The 16,968-nt window shown below is 62.6% G+C and carries 10 protein-coding genes and 2 pseudogenes; 9 read left to right on the top strand and 3 right to left on the bottom strand.

Annotated elements, in window-relative coordinates; all coding sequences use genetic code 11:
* The 9 genes and pseudogenes from uca to RNA01_RS17760 form a co-directional block, all read left to right on the top strand.
* On the top strand, positions 1-3,537 hold the full coding sequence (gene uca, locus RNA01_RS17795) for an urea carboxylase (protein ID WP_147181559.1): 3,537 nt from the start codon (positions 1-3) through the stop codon (positions 3,535-3,537).
* A complete protein-coding gene (atzF, locus tag RNA01_RS17790; RefSeq protein WP_147181612.1) occupies positions 3,537-5,348 on the top strand; it encodes an allophanate hydrolase in 1,812 nt (603 codons plus the stop codon). Before uca ends, atzF begins: the two co-directional genes overlap by 1 nt.
* A 345-nt stretch (positions 5,349-5,693) precedes the next feature.
* Positions 5,694-6,743, top strand: a complete 1,050-nt coding sequence (gene ocd, locus RNA01_RS17785; RefSeq protein ID WP_147181558.1) for an ornithine cyclodeaminase — start codon at positions 5,694-5,696, stop codon at positions 6,741-6,743.
* A gap of 518 nt (positions 6,744-7,261) precedes the next feature.
* Entirely contained in the window at positions 7,262-8,731 is a 1,470-nt protein-coding gene (gene arcD, locus RNA01_RS17780; RefSeq protein WP_147181557.1) for an arginine-ornithine antiporter, read from the top strand.
* Positions 8,732-8,755: 24 nt separating this feature from the next.
* The gene (locus tag RNA01_RS17775) at positions 8,756-9,988 is read left to right on the top strand and encodes an arginine deiminase (RefSeq protein WP_147181556.1); all 1,233 of its coding nucleotides are present in this window, start codon (positions 8,756-8,758) and stop codon (positions 9,986-9,988) included.
* Positions 9,989-10,006: 18 nt separating this feature from the next.
* The gene (locus RNA01_RS17770; RefSeq protein ID WP_147181555.1) at positions 10,007-11,008 is read left to right on the top strand and encodes an ornithine carbamoyltransferase; all 1,002 of its coding nucleotides are present in this window, start codon (positions 10,007-10,009) and stop codon (positions 11,006-11,008) included.
* A 1-nt stretch (position 11,009) separates the two neighbouring features.
* The gene (arcC, locus tag RNA01_RS17765; protein WP_147181554.1) at positions 11,010-11,921 is read left to right on the top strand and encodes a carbamate kinase; all 912 of its coding nucleotides are present in this window, start codon (positions 11,010-11,012) and stop codon (positions 11,919-11,921) included.
* Between the two features lie 94 nt (positions 11,922-12,015).
* A pseudogene (locus tag RNA01_RS24130) lies at positions 12,016-12,228 on the top strand (IS630 family transposase); the annotation flags it as partial.
* Positions 12,225-12,481 (top strand): annotated as a pseudogene (locus RNA01_RS17760) (IS110 family transposase); the annotation flags it as partial. The pseudogenes RNA01_RS24130 and RNA01_RS17760, both read left to right, overlap by 4 nt.
* Before the next feature lie 194 nt (positions 12,482-12,675).
* Here RNA01_RS17760 and RNA01_RS17750 read toward each other — a convergent pair.
* From RNA01_RS17750 to RNA01_RS17740, 3 genes are read right to left on the bottom strand one after another with little or no spacing between them, the layout of a single operon-like run.
* Positions 12,676-14,076 (bottom strand): FGGY family carbohydrate kinase, encoded by a 1,401-nt coding sequence (locus RNA01_RS17750; protein ID WP_147181553.1) that lies wholly within the window; start codon positions 14,074-14,076, stop codon positions 12,676-12,678.
* Positions 14,076-15,305 carry an NAD(P)/FAD-dependent oxidoreductase gene (locus RNA01_RS17745; RefSeq protein WP_147181552.1) on the bottom strand — a complete coding sequence of 410 codons (1,230 nt, stop codon included), beginning with the start codon at positions 15,303-15,305 and terminating at the stop codon, positions 14,076-14,078. Before RNA01_RS17745 ends, RNA01_RS17750 begins: the two co-directional genes overlap by 1 nt.
* Complete coding sequence (locus RNA01_RS17740; RefSeq protein WP_147181551.1) at positions 15,302-16,714, bottom strand: NAD(P)/FAD-dependent oxidoreductase; 1,413 nt, start codon at positions 16,712-16,714, stop codon at positions 15,302-15,304. The genes RNA01_RS17745 and RNA01_RS17740 overlap by 4 nt, the downstream gene beginning before the upstream one ends.
* Positions 16,715-16,968 lie beyond the last annotated feature (254 nt).

Here is a 16,968-nt window from a genome sequence, read left to right as displayed (position 1 = left end):
ATGTTCAAGAAAGTTCTCATCGCAAACCGGGGCGAGATCGCCGTCCGGGTCATAAAGACGTTGAACCGGATGGGGATCGCCTCGGTCGCCGTCTATTCTGATGCCGACCGCTTCTCGAAGGCCGTCCTGATGGCCGATGAAGCCGTGCGCGTCGGCCCGGCGCCGGCGGCCGAAAGCTATCTGAATGTCGAGGCCGTCATCGCCGCCTGCAAGGAGACCGGCGCCGAGGCGGTCCATCCGGGTTACGGCTTCCTGTCGGAAAACATTGCTTTTGCCGAACAACTGGCCGCCGAAGGCATCACCTTCATCGGCCCGCGCCCGGAACACCTGTCGGCCTTCGGGTTAAAGCATCGTGCCCGCGAACTCGCCAAAGCAAGCGGCGTACCGCTCTTGCCCGGCAGCGATCTGTTGGGGAATGCCGACGAAGCGCTCACGGCAGCGCAGATCATCGGCTATCCGGTGATGCTGAAGAGCACTGCTGGCGGCGGTGGCATCGGCATGCAGCTTTGCCAGGATGCAGAAAGCCTGAAGGCCGCCTTCGAAAGCGTGCAACGGACGGCGCGCGCGAGCTTCGGCGACGCCCGCGTCTATCTCGAACGTTTCGTCGCCAAGGCCCGCCATGTCGAGGTGCAGATCTTCGGCGATGGCGAGGGTCGCGTGATCGCGCTTGGCGAGCGGGACTGCTCACTGCAACGGCGCAACCAGAAAGTCATCGAGGAAACCCCGGCTCCCGGCCTGTCTGATGCGGTCCGCGCCCGCCTGCATGCGGCCGCCGTCTCGCTCGGGCAATCGGTCGGCTATGCCTCCGCCGGCACCGTCGAGTTCATCTACGATCCGGCTCGCGAGGAATTCTATTTCCTTGAGGTCAATACCCGGCTCCAGGTAGAGCACCCCGTGACGGAAGCTGTCTTCGGCATCGATCTCGTCGAATGGATGATACGCCAGGCGGCCGGCGAGGATGTGCTTACGAGAGCCGCCGATCTCAAGCCGAAGGGCGCGGCGATCGAGGCGCGCGTCTATGCGGAAATGCCACATGCCGATTTCCGCCCGAGCGCCGGCCTGCTGACGGAAGTCGTTTTTCCCGCCGGTGCAAGGATCGACGGCTGGATCGAAACCGGCACCGAAGTCACGCCCTATTATGATCCCATGCTGGCCAAGGTGATCGTGACGGGCAAGGATCGGCCGGCAGCGATCGCGGCGCTGCAATCGGCCCTCTCGGCCACATCGCTTTCCGGCATCGAGACCAATCTAGAATATCTGAAAGCGATTGCCGCGTCCGAGCTTCTGGCCAGCGGCGGCGTAGCGACGACCGCTCTGCGCGAATTTTCCTTCATTCCAGACGTCATCGAGGTGATCGCGCCCGGCGCCCAGTCCAGTTTGCAGGAACTGCCCGGTCGCATCGGGCTCTGGCATGTCGGGGTGCCGCCGAGCGGGCCGATGGACGAGCGTTCCTTCCGCCACGCCAACCGGCTGGTCGGCAATGCCGACGAAACGGCGGCGCTGGAACTGACCGTGTCCGGCCCGGTGCTGAAATTCTTCGCCGACAGCCGCGTGGCGCTGGCTGGCGCCGTCATGCCGATGCGGCTTGACGACGAGCCGGTGCCCCACGACACGGCAATAGCGATCAGCGCCGGCCAGACGCTGACGATCGGTGCCATTTCCGGGCCGGGACAACGCGCCTACCTCGCCGTCGCCGGCGGCCTTGCCGCGCCCGTGGTGCTCGGTTCGCGTGCCACATTCGGCCTTGGCCAGTTCGGCGGCAATGCCACCGGCACGCTACGCGCCGGCCACGTGCTCCGTCTTGCCCGCACGGCCCAACCGGTCGCCAAGCCGGCAACGGAACCGGCGCCGCTCACCCGGATCTGGGAGGTCGGCGTCGTCTACGGCCCACACGGCGCCCCCGACTTCTTCCTTGAGGACGACATCGAGACGCTGTTCTCCACGCGCTATGAGGTGCATTTCAACAGCGCCCGAACCGGCGTGCGGCTGATCGGCCCGGCGCCGAAATGGGCCCGAACCGACGGCGGCGAGGCGGGCCTTCATCCCTCCAACCTGCACGACAACGCCTATGCCATCGGCGCGATCGACTTTACCGGCGACATGCCGATCATTCTCGGTCCCGATGGCCCAAGCCTCGGCGGCTTCGTCTGCCCGGCCGTGATCGCCCGTGACGAGCAGTGGAAGATGGGCCAGTTCAAGCCGGGAGACACGATCCGCTTCCATCCGCTCAAGCGCGCCGGCGACCCCGTCGCCGGACCAGTGGTGAAACATATCGCGGAGATCGCCGGATCGGCGATCATCGGCAGCAGCGATACGGGGCCGGTGCCGGTGGTCTATCGCCGCCAGGGCGATGATAACCTGCTCGTCGAATATGGGCCGATGGCGCTCGACATCGGGCTGCGCCTGCGTGTCCATCTGCTGATGCAGGCAGTGCAGGAAGCCCGCGTTCCAGGACTGATCGACCTCACCCCCGGTATACGCTCCTTACAGATCCACTATGACGGTGCGGCCCTCACCCGCATGCGGCTTCTCGGTCTTCTGGCGGAGATAGAGCGCAGCTTGCCGCCGGCCCAGGCCGTTAAGGTGCCGAGCCGCACCGTCCATCTACCGCTCTCCTGGAATGACCCGGAGGCGGAACTGGCGATGCGCAAGTATCAGGAACTGGTGCGGCCTAATGCCCCCTGGTGCCCGTCCAATATTGAGTTCATTCGCCGAATCAACGGATTGCCGGACGAGCAGGCGGTGAAGGACACAATCTTCAACGCGTCCTATCTGGTGATGGGGCTGGGCGACGTCTATCTGGGAGCACCGGTCGCAACCCCGCTCGACCCGCGCCACCGGCTGGTGACCACCAAGTACAACCCGGCCCGCACCTGGACACCGGAAAACGCCGTCGGTATCGGCGGCGCCTATATGTGCATCTACGGAATGGAAGGCCCCGGCGGCTATCAGCTGTTCGGTCGAACGATCCAGGTGTGGAACACCTGGCGCAAGACCGATGCGTTTGCCGAAGGAAAGCCGTGGCTGCTCAATTTCTTCGACCAGGTGCGCTTCTTCCCCGTCAGCCATGACGAGCTTACCGAGGCCCGCGCCGCTTTCCCGCATGGCGGCTATCCGGTCACCATCGAGGAAACAGAATTCTCCTACGCCGACTATGAAGCAGAGATCACCGCCAATGCGGCTCTGATCGGCGCCTTCAAGGCCAATCAGCAATCCGCCTTCGAGGCGGAGCGGCAACGCTGGAAGGACGAGGGACTGGACAGCTTCGTCGGAACGGATGCCGGTGTCGCCGATCTTGCTGGGGATGTTCCGGCCGGCTGCTTCGGCATCGAAAGCGCTGTTCCCGGCAATATCTGGAAACTGCTGGTCGAACCCGGCCAGACGCTTGCCGCAGGCGAAACACTCGCCATCATCGAATCCATGAAAATGGAAATCACCGTGACCACCCATGCCGCCGGGCGTGTGCGAGATTTGCGCGCAGGCCCTGGGCGCACAGTCAAAGCAGGCGATGTCATCGCCATACTGGAGGACCTATGATGCTTCCCCTCATGCTCGATCTCGCCTCGCTGAAGGTGGCCTATGCCGACGGATTGACACCGCTCGCACTCGTCGAGGAGATCATCGCCCGGCGCAAGGCGTCCAGCGATCCGGCGATTTTCATCACACCCACCCCGGACGACGACCTGCGCGCCGCCGCGATCGCCCTGATGCAGCGCGCATCCGAGCCCAACAGCCTGCCGCTCTGGGGTGTGCCCTTCGCGGCGAAAGACAATATCGATGTCGCCGGGTTACCGACCACCGCCGGCTGTCCGGCCTATGCCTATGAACCGAAGGAGGACGCAACGGTCATTGCCCGGCTGAAGGCGGCAGGCGCCATCGTCATCGGCAAGACCAACCTCGATCAGTTCGCCACCGGCCTCAACGGCACCCGCTCTCCCTATGGCGCGTCGCGCTCGGTCTTCGATCCGGCTTATGTCTCCGGCGGCTCGAGTTCCGGCTCGGCCGTGGCCGTTGCCTCCGGTCTGGCAAGCTTCGCGCTTGGCACCGATACGGCCGGCTCGGGCCGGGTGCCTGCGGCCTTCAACAATCTGGTCGGCATCAAGCCGACGCCGGGGCTGGTGCCGAATACCGGCGTCGTGCCGGCCTGCCGTAGCGTCGATGTGGTCACGGTTTTTGCCGCAACTGTTGGTGACGGATTGTCGATCCGCAAGGTAATGGACGGATATGACGCGGCCGACCCCTTTTCGCGCAAGGCAGAACCGGTCGCCCTCCCAGCCTCCGGGCTCAGGATCGGCGTGCTGGACGACGCAGAGCGCGAATTCCATGGCAACAAGGACGTGGAAGTCCTCTACGATGCCGCGATCGAGCGGGCGAAGTCGCTCGGCGCGACCATCGTGCCGTTCGACTACGCGCCATTCCGCCAGGCCGCCGAACTGCTCTATAACGGCCCCTGGGTGGCCGAGCGGCTGGCGGCGGTGAAGGATTTTATCGCCACCAATGCGGAGGACTTCGATCCGACAGTCAGGACCATTATCGAAGGCGCCCGCACCTACAACGCCGTCGACGCCTTTGAAGGTCGCTACAAGCTGGAAGCCCTGCGGCAGATCACATTGGCCACCTGGGAAACGGTCGACGTGCTGATGCTGCCGACCTCGCCGACCACCTATACCGTAGAAGAGATGCTGGCCGATCCCATCGCCAGGAACGGTCACTTCGGCCGCTATACCAATTTCGCCAATCTGTTCGGCTATGCGGCGATCGCCGTACCCGCCGGCTTCGACGGCAAGGGGCATCTGCCCGCCGGCATCACGCTGTTCGGTCCCGCCTTTTCCGACGATGCGCTTGCTCCCTTCGCCGATGCCATGCACCGCACGCTCGCCGCAGGCATGGGCAAGGACAAGACGGCGGCCATTCCTGGAGCAAGCCGTGTGCAGGCCTTGGACGACGGTTTTGTGCCGATCGTGGTTGTCGGCGCGCACTTGACCGGCATGCCGCTCAATCATGAACTCACCGGGCCGGGCGGCAAGCTCGTCAAGACCTGCCGAACCGCGCCGGATTACCGCCTCTACGTCCTGCCCGACACCACGCCGCCCAAGCCGGGCCTCATCCGCGAACCAGGTTTCGCCGGCAAGGGCCTTGAAGTTGAAGTCTGGAAGGTGACACCGGCAGCATTCGGGCGCTTCGTGCAGAACATTCCGGCCCCCCTTGGCATCGGCAAGGTCACGCTTGACGATGGCAGCCAGGTCTCGGGCTTTCTCTGCGAGGGCCACGCGATTACCGGCGCCCGCGAGATCACCGAACTCGGCGGCTGGCGGGCTTATATGAAGGAGAAGACGGCAAACGCCTGACAACGGCCGCGGTATTCATAAAGGCCTTCGGCTTACGGTTTCTGCTGTCGCTCGAACGCGACGGGCGACAGCAGGCCGTTTCATACAGGATTTGGAAGGAGATAATACCACCAACCGCAGCCTGATCCGAACGGTGAAGCCGAACCATTGATACCCATCCGTCGGCCCCGTTCGTCTGTTGCGTATTCTACAACGATCACTGCCGATCGTGCCGATATAAAATGTGCACATTACACTTGACCAAATTGATCAATACCATAGCAAAAATAGCACATAATTGCGCTTTCGGCCAACAACATCGATCGATAGCCTCTTGGAATGCAGTTCGCGCAGGAGAAGTTCACGATGTCATCAAGCTTGCCGTCAGAAAAAGCGCTCGTCCCTTTCGTCAGCGTCGAAAACATGATGCGCCTAGTTCATCACATCGGCATCGAAACCATGTTGGCGGAACTGGCCGACTTCATCGAGGCCGACTTCCTCCGCTGGGAGCGGTTCGACAAGACACCGCGGGTCGCCTCCCATTCACGCGAAGGGGTGATCGAACTGATGCCGACTTCGGACGGCGAAATCTACAGCTTCAAATATGTGAACGGCCATCCAAAGAACATGGCGCAAGGTTTGCAGACCGTCACCGCCCTCGGCCTTCTGGCGGAAGTCTCGACCGGTTATCCAGTGCTGCTGACGGAAATGACGCTTTTGACGGCGCTTCGAACCGCCGCCACTTCGGCCATGGTTGCCCGCAGGCTGGCGCCGAAGGGCGCCCGAACCATGGCGATGATCGGCAACGGCGCCCAAGCCGAGTTCCAGGCGCTCGCCATGAAGGCCGTCTGCGGCATCGACCATGTCCGGCTCTTTGACATCGATCCGCTGGCGACCGCCAAAGCCGCGCGGAACCTTGCCGGAAAAGGACTGACGGTCACCAGTTGCACCTCGTCCCAAGCCGCGACCGAAGGCGCCCAGATCATCACCACCTGCACCGCAGACAAGCAGCTTGCCACGATCCTGACCGACAACATGATCGGCGCCGGCGTCCATATCAACGCCATCGGCGGCGACTGCCCAGGTAAGACCGAACTGCACCGGGATATTCTCAAGCGCGCCGACACCTTCGTCGAATATCCGCCGCAGACCCGTATCGAAGGCGAGATCCAGCAGATGGATCCCGACTACCCCGTAACGGAGTTCTGGCAGGTCCTGACCGGGCAGGCCGAAGGCCGCCGCGACAACAGCCAGATCACCCTGTTCGACAGCGTTGGCTTCGCCATTGAGGACTTTTCCGCGCTTCGATATGTCCGCAGCAAGCTCGACGCGACCGGGCTCTATCAGGAACTGGACATCATCGCGGACCCCGACGATCCGCGCGACCTGTTCGGCATGCTTCAGCGGGCGAAGTAAAGCGGGGCAAGGCGGTCTGGTCTGGATATTCCACTCAGGCTCTCTGGCCGTGGTCATGATGGATCCCACCCTGGAAAGCCGAATTCCCCCGGTAGAAGATAAGTACCGCCCTTTGTTTTCAGGATCGCTTTTCGTCGATCGACTGGGCGATGTATTGCGCCCGCTTGGCATAGTCGGGATTGGGCCAATAGACGGAACCGCCGCAGTGTCCCATTTCCACGCCGCCAGATGATCGTCCCGAACATAGAGGCGCGGCCTGGTCATGACCAGCAGGTTGATGGCGAAGACTTCTTCTCGCCGCTCCAGACCGCCGGGCTGTATCTCTGGAAATCGGCATCTGGTGAGAGCCTACGTTTCACCCAAGGACTTTTTGGCGAGTTTGACATGTGTCAAAACATCCCGGCGACACGTCGAGTAGCATTGTACGCGTAAAGGTAACATGACTCTAGAAGAGGCACGCAAAACGGGTTGCCCGGACGGGTGCTGTAAAATTTATTTTCAACCCAGGGAGTGAAAACATGAGTGCTACGGATATTGATGCGAAACCCGCATCCGAGGCAAAACTATCCAGCAAGCTAGGTGTGGTGCCACTTGTCGCTCTGGTCGTTGGTTCGATGATCGGCGGCGGCGTTTTCAGCCTGCCGCAGAATATGGCCAAGGGCGCATCTCCGGGGGCCGTCCTCATCGGCTGGCTGATCACCGGCATTGGCATGCTGGCGCTGGCCTTCGTCTATCAAGGCCTTTCGACTCGCAAGCCGAAACTCGATGCCGGTCCGTATGCTTATGCTCGCGCTGGCTTTGGCGATTTCGTCGGCTTCAACAGTGCCTGGGGCTATTGGCTCAGCGCCTGGATCGGCAACGTCTCTTATGTCGTGCTGATCTTCGGTGCCCTCAGCTATTTCTATCCTGCCTTCGGTGCCGAGGGAAATACGACCCAGGCGATCATCGGGGCATCAATTGTTCTTTGGGCTACCCATGCGCTTGTCCTGATGGGCGTCAGGGAGGCCGCGATCATTAACGTCGTCACCACGACCGCCAAGCTGCTGCCGATCCTGCTCTTCATCCTGCTGGTGACGGTCGCGTTCAATCTACCGAAATTCAGCTTCGACTTCTGGGGCGCGCAAACGCCGGATCTGGGCAGCGTCATGGCGCAGGTCAAAAGCACCATGCTGGTAACGCTTTGGGTCTTTATCGGTATTGAAGGCGCAAGTGTCGTCTCGGGCCGCGCCGCAAAACGCGCGGATATCGGCCGTGCCACGATCATCGGCTTTATCATTGCCCTCGCCGCCTACCTGTGTGTGTCGCTTCTTTCCTTCGGCATCATGAGCCAGCCGGAACTGGCTGCCCTGCCGGCTGCGGCCTCCATGGCCAATGTGCTTGAGCAGGCCGTCGGCCCTTGGGGCTCGGTCGTCGTGCGTATCGGGCTTGTCATCTCGGTTGCCGGTGCATTTCTGAGCTGGACCGTGTTTGCGGCCGAAATCCCTTATCGCGCAGCGAAAGAAGGCATGTTGCCGGCTGTGTTTGCAACCGAGAACAAGAATGGGTCGCCAGCCGGCTCGCTGTGGATCACCAATATCTTCGTACAGATTTTCCTGATCGTCACACTTTATGCCAACTCGACCTATCTCGCTTTGTTCTACATCGCATCGACCGCCATTCTGGTTCCCTATGTGCTCTCCGGCGCCTATGCCTTCAAGCTGGCCCTCAGCGGAGAAGGCTACAGGGAAGGTGAGCGTCGTGGCCGCGACATGTTCACCGGTGCACTGGCGACCGTCTATGGCGCATGGCTCATCTATGCGGCTGGCCCCAACTACCTGCTGATGTGCGCGATTCTCTATGCAGTCGGCGTTCCAGTCTACTGGTTTGCCCGGTCAGCACGCGGCGAGAAAGCCTTCTCGGGCATTGAATCCCTGATCGGCGTCGGCATCGTAATCGCGGCGGTTATTGCCGGGTACCTGATGTGGACCGGTGCTATCAGCGCCCTTTGAGCCCTCAAACATTGGAGCGATCAAATGAACGCGAATGCGAAACTTGGCGTCCACTCCGAAACCGGAAAACTGCGGCAGGTCATTGTCTGCCGCCCCGGTCTTGCCCACAGACGCCTCACGCCTGCCAACTGCCAGGAACTGCTGTTTGACGACGTTTTCTGGGTCAAGCAGGCCCAGAAGGATCATGATGTGTTTTCCGCCACCATGCGCGGCGAAGGCGTCGAGGTGCTCGACGTCAATGTGCTTCTGGCGGAAACGCTGGACACTAAAGAAGGCCGCGCCTTCGTGCTTGATCATAGAGTCAACGCCGATCAGGTCGGCGTTGGCATGATGGACGAATTGCGTGCCTGGATGGAAGAACTGCCAGGCACAAAGCTCGCGGAATACCTGTTGGGCGGATTGGCGGAAGACGATCTTCCGTTCACGCCGACCGGCCTGTTCGGCAGCTATCTCGGTCATCACGGCTTCATATTGCCGCCACTGCCGAATGCACTGTTCACCCGTGACAACTCCGCCTGGATCTATGGCGGGGTGACGGTGAACCCGATGTACTGGCCTGCGCGCCGTCCGGAAACACTGCTCAACACGGCGATCTACAAGTTTCACCCCAAGTTTGCCGGAAAGGTTGACATCCATTGGGGCGACCCGACGAAGGAACATGGGCTGGCGACGCTGGAGGGCGGCGACATCATGCCGGTCGGCAATCGCACGGTTCTGGTCGGCATGGGCGAGCGGTCGTCACCGCAAGGCGTCGGACAATTGGCGGAAGCCCTGTTTGCCAAGGGTGTGGTTGATCGCGTTCTCGCCTTCCGTATCCCGAAATCACGTGCCGCCATGCATCTCGACACGGTGTTCACGCTGTGCGGCGGCGATGTGGTGACGACCTTCAAGGAAGTTGCCGACGAGTTGGTCTGCTACGATATTCGCCCTGGCGACGGTAAGGCACCGCTATCTTTCCGCCATGACCCGCGCCCGATCTTCGAGATCGTTGCCGAAGTACTTGGCTATAAGAAACTGCAAATCGTGCCAACCGGCGGCAATACCGAAGAGGAGCGAGCCCGCGAACAGTGGAACGACGGCAACAATGTGCTGGCTTTGCGTCCCGGCGTAGTGGTCGGCTATGACCGCAACGACGATACCAATGCGGCCCTCAAAGCCGTCGGCATTGAGGTTCTCGCGATTCCCGGCGCAGAACTTGGCCGTGGCCGCGGTGGTGGACACTGCATGAGCTGCCCGACCATCCGCGATGCAATCTGATTTCAAGGGATCGAGACAATGGCTTTCAATCTGAAAAACCGCAGCCTTCTAACGCTGCGCGATTATACTCCGCGAGAGATCAGTTTCCTCGTGAAGCTCGCGGGCGACCTCAAGACCGCGAAATATGCCGGCACCGAAGTCCCCACGCTTCAGGGCAAGGATATCGCCCTGATTTTCGAGAAGGATTCGACCCGGACCCGCGTCGGTTTCGAGGTCGCCGCCTACGACCAGGGCGCTCGTGTCACCTATCTGGGGCCAACCGGCAGCCACATCGGCCACAAGGAATCGGTCAAGGACACCGCCCGGGTTCTGGGGCGAATTTATGATGCGATCGAATATCGCGGATTTGGTCAGGAGATCGTCGAGGAACTGGCCAAATATTCCGGTGTCCCGGTCTATAATGGATTGACCAAGGAATTCCACCCAACCCAGATCTTGGCGGACTTCCTGACCATGCAGGAGCATGTCGAAAAGCCGCTGCACCTGGTGTCCTACGTCTTCATTGGTGACGCAGCCAATAACATGGGCGACAGCCTGCTGATCGGCGGCGTCAAGATGGGCATGGATGTGCGGCTTTGCGCGCCCAAGGCTTGTTGGCCATCAACGGAAATCCAGGATGAGGCCCGGGCCATTGCCACGGAAACAGGCGCGCGGATCATGATTACCGAGGACATCGATGCCGCGGTGAAAGGCGTGGATTTCGTCTATACCGATGTCTGGGTCTCCATGGGCGAACCGAAGGAGAAATGGGCCGAGCGGATCAAGCTGCTGATGCCCTATCAGGTCAATGCGGCGCTGATGGCCAAGACCGGCAATCCGCGTACGCGGTTCATGCATTGCCTGCCGGCTTTCCACAATACCGAAACCTCCGTCGGTGCCGACATCGAGGCGCAATTCGGCATCAGTGCCATGGAAGTCACCGAAGAAGTGTTCGAGAGCCCCGCCTCGATCGTCTTCGATCAGGCCGAGAACCGGCTGCACACGATCAAGGCGGTGCTTGTCGCCACGCTGGGAGCCTGACATGCTGGTGGTCGCCGCTCTGGGTGGCAATGCCCTGTTGAAACGCGGTGAACCGCTGACGGCGGAGGCGCAGCGCGCCAATGTGAAACGGGCGGCCGAGGCCTTGGCGGCCATCGTCCGGGCCGGACACCGGCTGGTGGTTACCCACGGCAACGGGCCGCAGGTCGGGCTTCTGGCTTTGCAAGGCGCGTCCTACAAACCGGACGAGGCCTATCCGCTCGATGTGCTCGGCGCCGAAACCGAGGGCATGATCGGCTACATGATCGAACAGGAGTTGGAGAATGCCCTCGACCACAACCGGTCGGTGGCAACGCTGTTGACGCAGGTCATCGTCGATCACCGCGATCCGGCCTTCGGCAAGCCGACGAAATTCGTCGGCCCCGTCTATGAAAAGGAAGAGGCGGAAACACGGGCCAGAGCCGCAGGTTGGGCGATTGCCGCCGATGGCGCCAAATGGCGCCGCGTCGTCGCCTCTCCCAAGCCCGTCGAGATTCCGGATCTGCGCGTGCTGAAGCTGCTGCTGGATCAGGGGGTGATCGTTATCTGCACCGGCGGCGGCGGTATTCCGGTCGTGCAGCGCGACGATGGTAGTCTTGTCGGGATCGAGGCGGTCATCGACAAGGATGCGGCAAGCGCCCTGCTCGCCCGGCAGTTGAATGCCGATGCGCTCTTGCTGCTGACCGATGTCGATGCGGTCTATCACGACTTCGGCACGGAAAAGGCAGCGCGGATCACCCATCTGACCCCCGCTGAAGCCAAGGCGCTGGATGCTCCGGCCGGCTCCATGGGCCCGAAAGTCAGCGCCGGAATTGACTTCGCCATGAACGGTGGCTTCACAGGCATAGGCCGGCTCGAGGATGCGTTGGCCATTCTCGAAGGTCAGGCAGGCACGCGAATAGCCACGTCGACCTAGAGCGAGTCCGTTGAAATCGGAATCGGGCTGAGGATTCCTTTTCTGAACGAATTCTGATTCCATCGCTCCGACTGGCGATTTGGTCGGAAGCAATATGACCCGGGCGTTTGGCGATGGTCTCCGTAGCCGTGTCCTGGCAGCGTCATGTGATGGTAGGCGCGATCAACGGCGCCCTGATTTGGGATTGGCATTTCGACAACCATCGCCTGGACTGCCAGTGCGCGGGAGGTCGGTGACGCCGGCGAAACAGGGTCGGCGCGGCGGTTCACGCCTTGATGTCCACTACCGATACATCGCCCGGCTGCTCTAGCACGTGAGGCACTTCACAACAGTTGGGACAAGAACGCCCCGAAGGATGCCTAGGCTATTTTGCTGCAGATCGGCGCGGTTCAGATCTTCCAGGACCCGATGGTCGCCGGCACAAACGACATACAGGAATTGCCCAGGACCCACGATGCCATACGCGGGCAAAGACCGAGCTATGGCATCGCATCCTGACCCGCTACCTGCCACTTTACTTCCCGGAAGCCGACCGATTCCATCGCTGCTCGCGCACGGACTGATTTCTGGCGTTTCTCGAGATGCCCCCCTTCTCCACGCACCCCCTGGTCGGCAAGCGCCACGTTCGCCTTGAAAGCCGGACCGTGGTTCCGGCGCGGTCCGTCTCGTCATGGTCTCTCGTGCTTCCGGCATCTATGCCAAAGTCAGGCAGAAATTCCACTTATCCACGCTGTTCAAATTTCACGAACCAGCTCTATTCAGTGCCTCGCCACTGCCTTGCCCTCTGCACGGCCTCGGCGAAACGCTGCCGGTCGGCTTCGGACACGGAGCCGTCGGGCTGGAAGCGGCGGGCGTCCACGCGGGTGGTCGAGCCGTTGATGCCGGCGAGTTCGGCAAGGCCGAGCGCGGTCAGCTCGTGCATAGCCGGCACGATGATGGTGCGCCCGCTGGCAGAGGCAAGAAATTGCGCGAAGGATGCGCTCTGCGACAGGCCGCCATCGATGGAGATCGGAGCCGTTGCCGCAACCGCGTCACCCGCCGCCCCGATCAGGCCGACGGTCAGCATGGCAATGCCTTCCAGAATGGCGCGGACGAGATCACGGCGGTTCGTCGCGTGATCCATGCCGATAAAAACCGGCGCGGCCTGACGGTCCCACCACGGGGCCGCAAGTCCCGAAAGGGCCGGCACGAAGACGATGCCGCGGGAAAGTGCTGTGGGTCCCTCGAAACCGTCGAGTTCGACCACATCGTCATAAAGGCCGATGCGTTTCGCCCATTCCAGCGCCGATCCTGCGTCATAGACCCCGCCCTCGATAGCATAGACGGGAGCTTCGCCTTTTTTCTGCCAGCCGACGGTAGGCAGCAGACCACCGGTGCCGGGGAGCAACTCGCCGGTGACGGCGAGCAGAAAGGCGCCGGTGCCGAAGGTGACCTTGCAATCGCCGGGCTTGCGGCAGCCATGACCGTAAAGCGCCGCCTGCTGGTCGACGATCGAGACACGCACGGGCACGCCGGCGATCGCGCCGAAGCCCGCATCGACGGCGGCGATTTCCGGCAGGCACTCGATCGGCACGCCATGCAACGCGCACATCTCCGCGCTCCAGCTTCCTGCGGAAAGGTCGAGCAAGCCGGTACGCGAGGCGGTGGCGAGATCCGTGCGAAAGCTGCCGGCGAGCCTGTCGAGAAAGAAGGCATCGGTGGTCCCGAGCCTCAGCCGTCCTGCGGCATGAGCCGAGGCAACGGCGGGTATGTTCTGCAACAGCCAGGCGAGCTTGCTCGCGGAAAAATAGGGATCGAGCGGCAGGCCTGAGACGGCCCTCGACCTTGCCTCGGCTTCCGGGCCGAGGGCGGCAAGCGCATCGGCGGTGCGCGCATCCTGCCAGACGATTACGGGAGAAAGAGCCTTACCCGTTTCGGCATCCCAGGCAAGACAGCTCTCGCCCTGATTGGCGATGGCTATTGCATCGACTGGGCCTGCGGCGGCAAGGACGGCTGAAATATTGGCGAGCAGTTCCTCCGGGTCATGTTCCACCCAGCCCGAGGCCGGATGATGCTGTCCATGCCGGCGGCTTGCCGCGACATGGAAGCGTCCACCGTCTTCGATAACGAGGCAGCGGGTGGACGTCGTACCCTGATCGATGGCAGCGACACGCATCAGCCTTGCTCTCTGAAACGGAAATGGACGCTCCCGGCCTCTGTCGCGCCGGTGGAAACAGGAACCAGAATGCGGCGTTCCGGCAGCCAATGGCCTGTTCTGCTCCAGACCTCGTGGCCGTCGAGTTCCAGCGAAAGCCGGCCGCTGGCAGAGTGAAGGAAACGAAGCTGGAAATCGTGGAAGGCGGGAGTATTTCCCCCCCGTCTCACGAGGCTCGGAACCACGAGTTTCAGCGGTGCATCGAAGGTGACGGGCACGGGCTCGACCTTGGCGGGATCGTGGGCGAGGTCGGAGGCGAGTGCCGCACCGACCGCCCGCCCTTCCCGGAAGGCCCATCCGCCGGTCTCTATGGCGCGCAGCACATTGCCGCTGGCGAAATAGAGCGGGTTCGCCATGCGCCCCGTCTGGTCGATGGCGGCGCCACTGCTTCCCGACGCAACACCCAGCGGGGATTGCAGGAGAAGCGCTGCTTCAGGCGTGAAGCGTCCGGTGAAGAGAATGCCATCACAGGAAAAGGAGCGGGTGGTGCCATCCGTCAGCCGGACGGTCGCGGCCTCGACGCGCCCGCTTCCCTTGATGTCGACGATCTCGGCGCCGGCGTGAAAGGGAATGCCGGCGAGCGCGGGAAACAGAGTGAAAGGCTTGCGCGCCAGAGCCCGGCCTTCCGATTCGATCATCGCCACCGGCCGCGCGCCATGGGTCAGACAGGTCAGCACGGCAGAGAAGGAGACGAGTTCCGAGCCTACGATCAGCGGCCGCCTGAACGGCATCAGATGGTGAAAGGTGACATAGGCCTGCAGCGCGCCGGTGGTGACGATGCCGGTGGCGGGCCTGTCGCCGGAGACGAGCCGGGCGGAGCGCGGCATTTCGCGCGCGCCGGTCGCCAGCATCACCCGCCTCGCCTTCAGCACTTCGACCCCGAGCGGCGAGGTGACGGTAAGGCTTGCATCCTCGCCGAGCGAAACGGCGGAGTGCTGCGGGCGGATATCGACGCCGGCCGCCTCTGCCTCGCCTTGCAGACGTCTGCCGTAGGCGGCGCCGAAATAGACCCGGCCGAACTCGCGCATGCCGAAGGGCGAATGGCTGCAATGGCGGGTCGCGCCGCCGAGCCTGTCTTCCCGATCGAGCAGCATGACTTGGCCGACGCCGCGTTTTTTCAGTTCCAGTGCCGCGGCAACGCCGGAAGGGCCGCCGCCGACGATGATGACATCCGCGTCGAATGCGCTCATTTCGCCTCTCCTTCATCGACGGCAAGCGGCGCCGCCAGCTTTCCGGCGGTCAGGGCGGCAAGATGCGCATTGCAGTAGAAGCCCTGGCAGCGGCCCATCCCGGCGCGGGTGCGCCGTCTCAAGCCCCCGAAATCTCCCGGCGGAACGGGGCTTGTGAAGGTAGCCTCCACTTCCCGCCGCGTCACCAGTTCACAATGGCAGAGGATTTCGCCGTGATCCGGTCGCTGCCAGTCACGCTCCTCGGTTTCGGTGAGGTTCGGCATGACGATGGAAGGCAGTGATGCGGGCGGCATCAGCGGTTCGCCGAAGGTGGCGTGAAGCTCGACCGCATGGCGGGCGAGGCCGAGCGCGGCGGAAAGGCCGGTGGAACGGATACCGCCGAGCGTAATCGCCCGGGCTTCAGGACGGCAGGCAACCCGGTAGGCTTTCTTCTCGGTCGCGGGTCTCAGTCCTGCATAAAGCGCGGTCACGGGAATGCCTGCCAGTGCCGGCACGATTTCCGCGCCGCGGGCCAGTAGTGCCTTCAGCGTGTCGGCCTCGACGGTGGCGCGGACCCGGTCGTCCTGCTCTTCCGCCGTCGGGCCGATGATGACATTGCCGAAGGCGGTGGGGCAGACGACGATGCCCTTGGTGATTTCGGTCGGCACCGGCAGCACGATACGCGGCACATGTCGGAAGGCGGCCTTGTCCAGCACGACGAACTGGCCCTTGCGTGGATGAATGGTGAATTCCGGCGCGAAGCCCAGCTTTTCGTCCACCACATCGCCGTAGAGACCTGCGGTGTTGACGACGGCGCGGGCGCGTACCTCGCCTGAAGATGTTTCAAGCGTCCATTCGCCATCGAACGTGCCCTTCAGCAGTTCGGTACTCCGGAGGAATTTTGCGCCCAGCGCGGCCGCCTGCGTGAGATAGGCAAGCGGCGCGGTCCACGGATCGATCACATGCTCGCCCGACACCTCGATGGCCGAGACGAGGTTTTCCGAAAGGCCGGGCATGGTGGCGCGGGCAGCACTTCCCGTCAAAAGCTTCAGCTCGGAAATGCCGTTGGCGCGACCGGTTTCCTCGATGGCTTCAAGCTTGTCGGCCTCCAATGCGTTCCAGGCGCAGACCAGCGCACCGGTCTCGACGATCCTGAGGCTCAGGCTTTCGCGGATCTCCAGATATTCCTGCCGTCCGGCCTTGACCAGTTCCAGCTCGAGGCTGTCCGGCGGCGCGTCGAAGCCGGTATGCAGAATGGCGCTGTTGGCCTTTGAGGCGCCCGACAGGATGTCGGCCCCCTTCTCGATCAGGACGACGCGGGCGCCTGCAAGCGCAAAGCGGCGTGCCGTCGCGCAGCCCACCACGCCCGCGCCGATGATGGCGACGTCGAAAATTTCCTGCGGTTTCGGTGGCGCGTTGGCGTGGAGCATGCCCGCTCCCTTTCATGCGGTGTCTTCCGGCCTGGATGCCGGGAAATTCGTATCAGGCGGCGGCGCGAAAGATCCGCGCCGCCAGTTTTCGTCTTGCCACGGAAAGTCGTGGCGAGAGGCGTACCGACCGCTCAGCGGTAGGGATAGCCGGCCTTTTCCATCGTTACGGCGTATTTCTTGAAGGCTTCGACCACCTTGCCGGCGCGCGGGCTGGAAGAGCCGATCTCATCCCAGAAGCCTTCGGCATCCTTAAC

The organism is Paenirhizobium naphthalenivorans (assembly GCF_007992095.1).
Lineage (GTDB): Bacteria > Pseudomonadota > Alphaproteobacteria > Rhizobiales > Rhizobiaceae > Allorhizobium > Allorhizobium naphthalenivorans.
Note: the sequence above shows the minus strand (reverse complement) of the source record. Positions and strands in the feature narration are given on the sequence as shown.

Bases quoted from the DNA above. Each gene is read 5' to 3' on its own strand.
- RNA01_RS17775 (WP_147181556.1), top strand. From the start codon at position 8,756: ATGAACGCGAATGCGAAACTTGGCGTCCACTCCGAAACCGGAAAACTG.
- RNA01_RS17740 (WP_147181551.1), bottom strand. From the start codon at position 16,714: ATGCTCCACGCCAACGCGCCACCGAAACCGCAGGAAATTTTCGACGTC.
- RNA01_RS17750 (WP_147181553.1), bottom strand. From the start codon at position 14,076: ATGCGTGTCGCTGCCATCGATCAGGGTACGACGTCCACCCGCTGCCTC.
- RNA01_RS17745 (WP_147181552.1), bottom strand. From the start codon at position 15,305: ATGAGCGCATTCGACGCGGATGTCATCATCGTCGGCGGCGGCCCTTCC.
- atzF (WP_147181612.1), top strand. From the start codon at position 3,537: ATGCTTCCCCTCATGCTCGATCTCGCCTCGCTGAAGGTGGCCTATGCC.
- arcC (WP_147181554.1), top strand. From the start codon at position 11,010: ATGCTGGTGGTCGCCGCTCTGGGTGGCAATGCCCTGTTGAAACGCGGT.
- ocd (WP_147181558.1), top strand. From the start codon at position 5,694: ATGTCATCAAGCTTGCCGTCAGAAAAAGCGCTCGTCCCTTTCGTCAGC.
- arcD (WP_147181557.1), top strand. From the start codon at position 7,262: ATGAGTGCTACGGATATTGATGCGAAACCCGCATCCGAGGCAAAACTA.
- uca (WP_147181559.1), top strand. From the start codon at position 1: ATGTTCAAGAAAGTTCTCATCGCAAACCGGGGCGAGATCGCCGTCCGG.
- RNA01_RS17770 (WP_147181555.1), top strand. From the start codon at position 10,007: ATGGCTTTCAATCTGAAAAACCGCAGCCTTCTAACGCTGCGCGATTAT.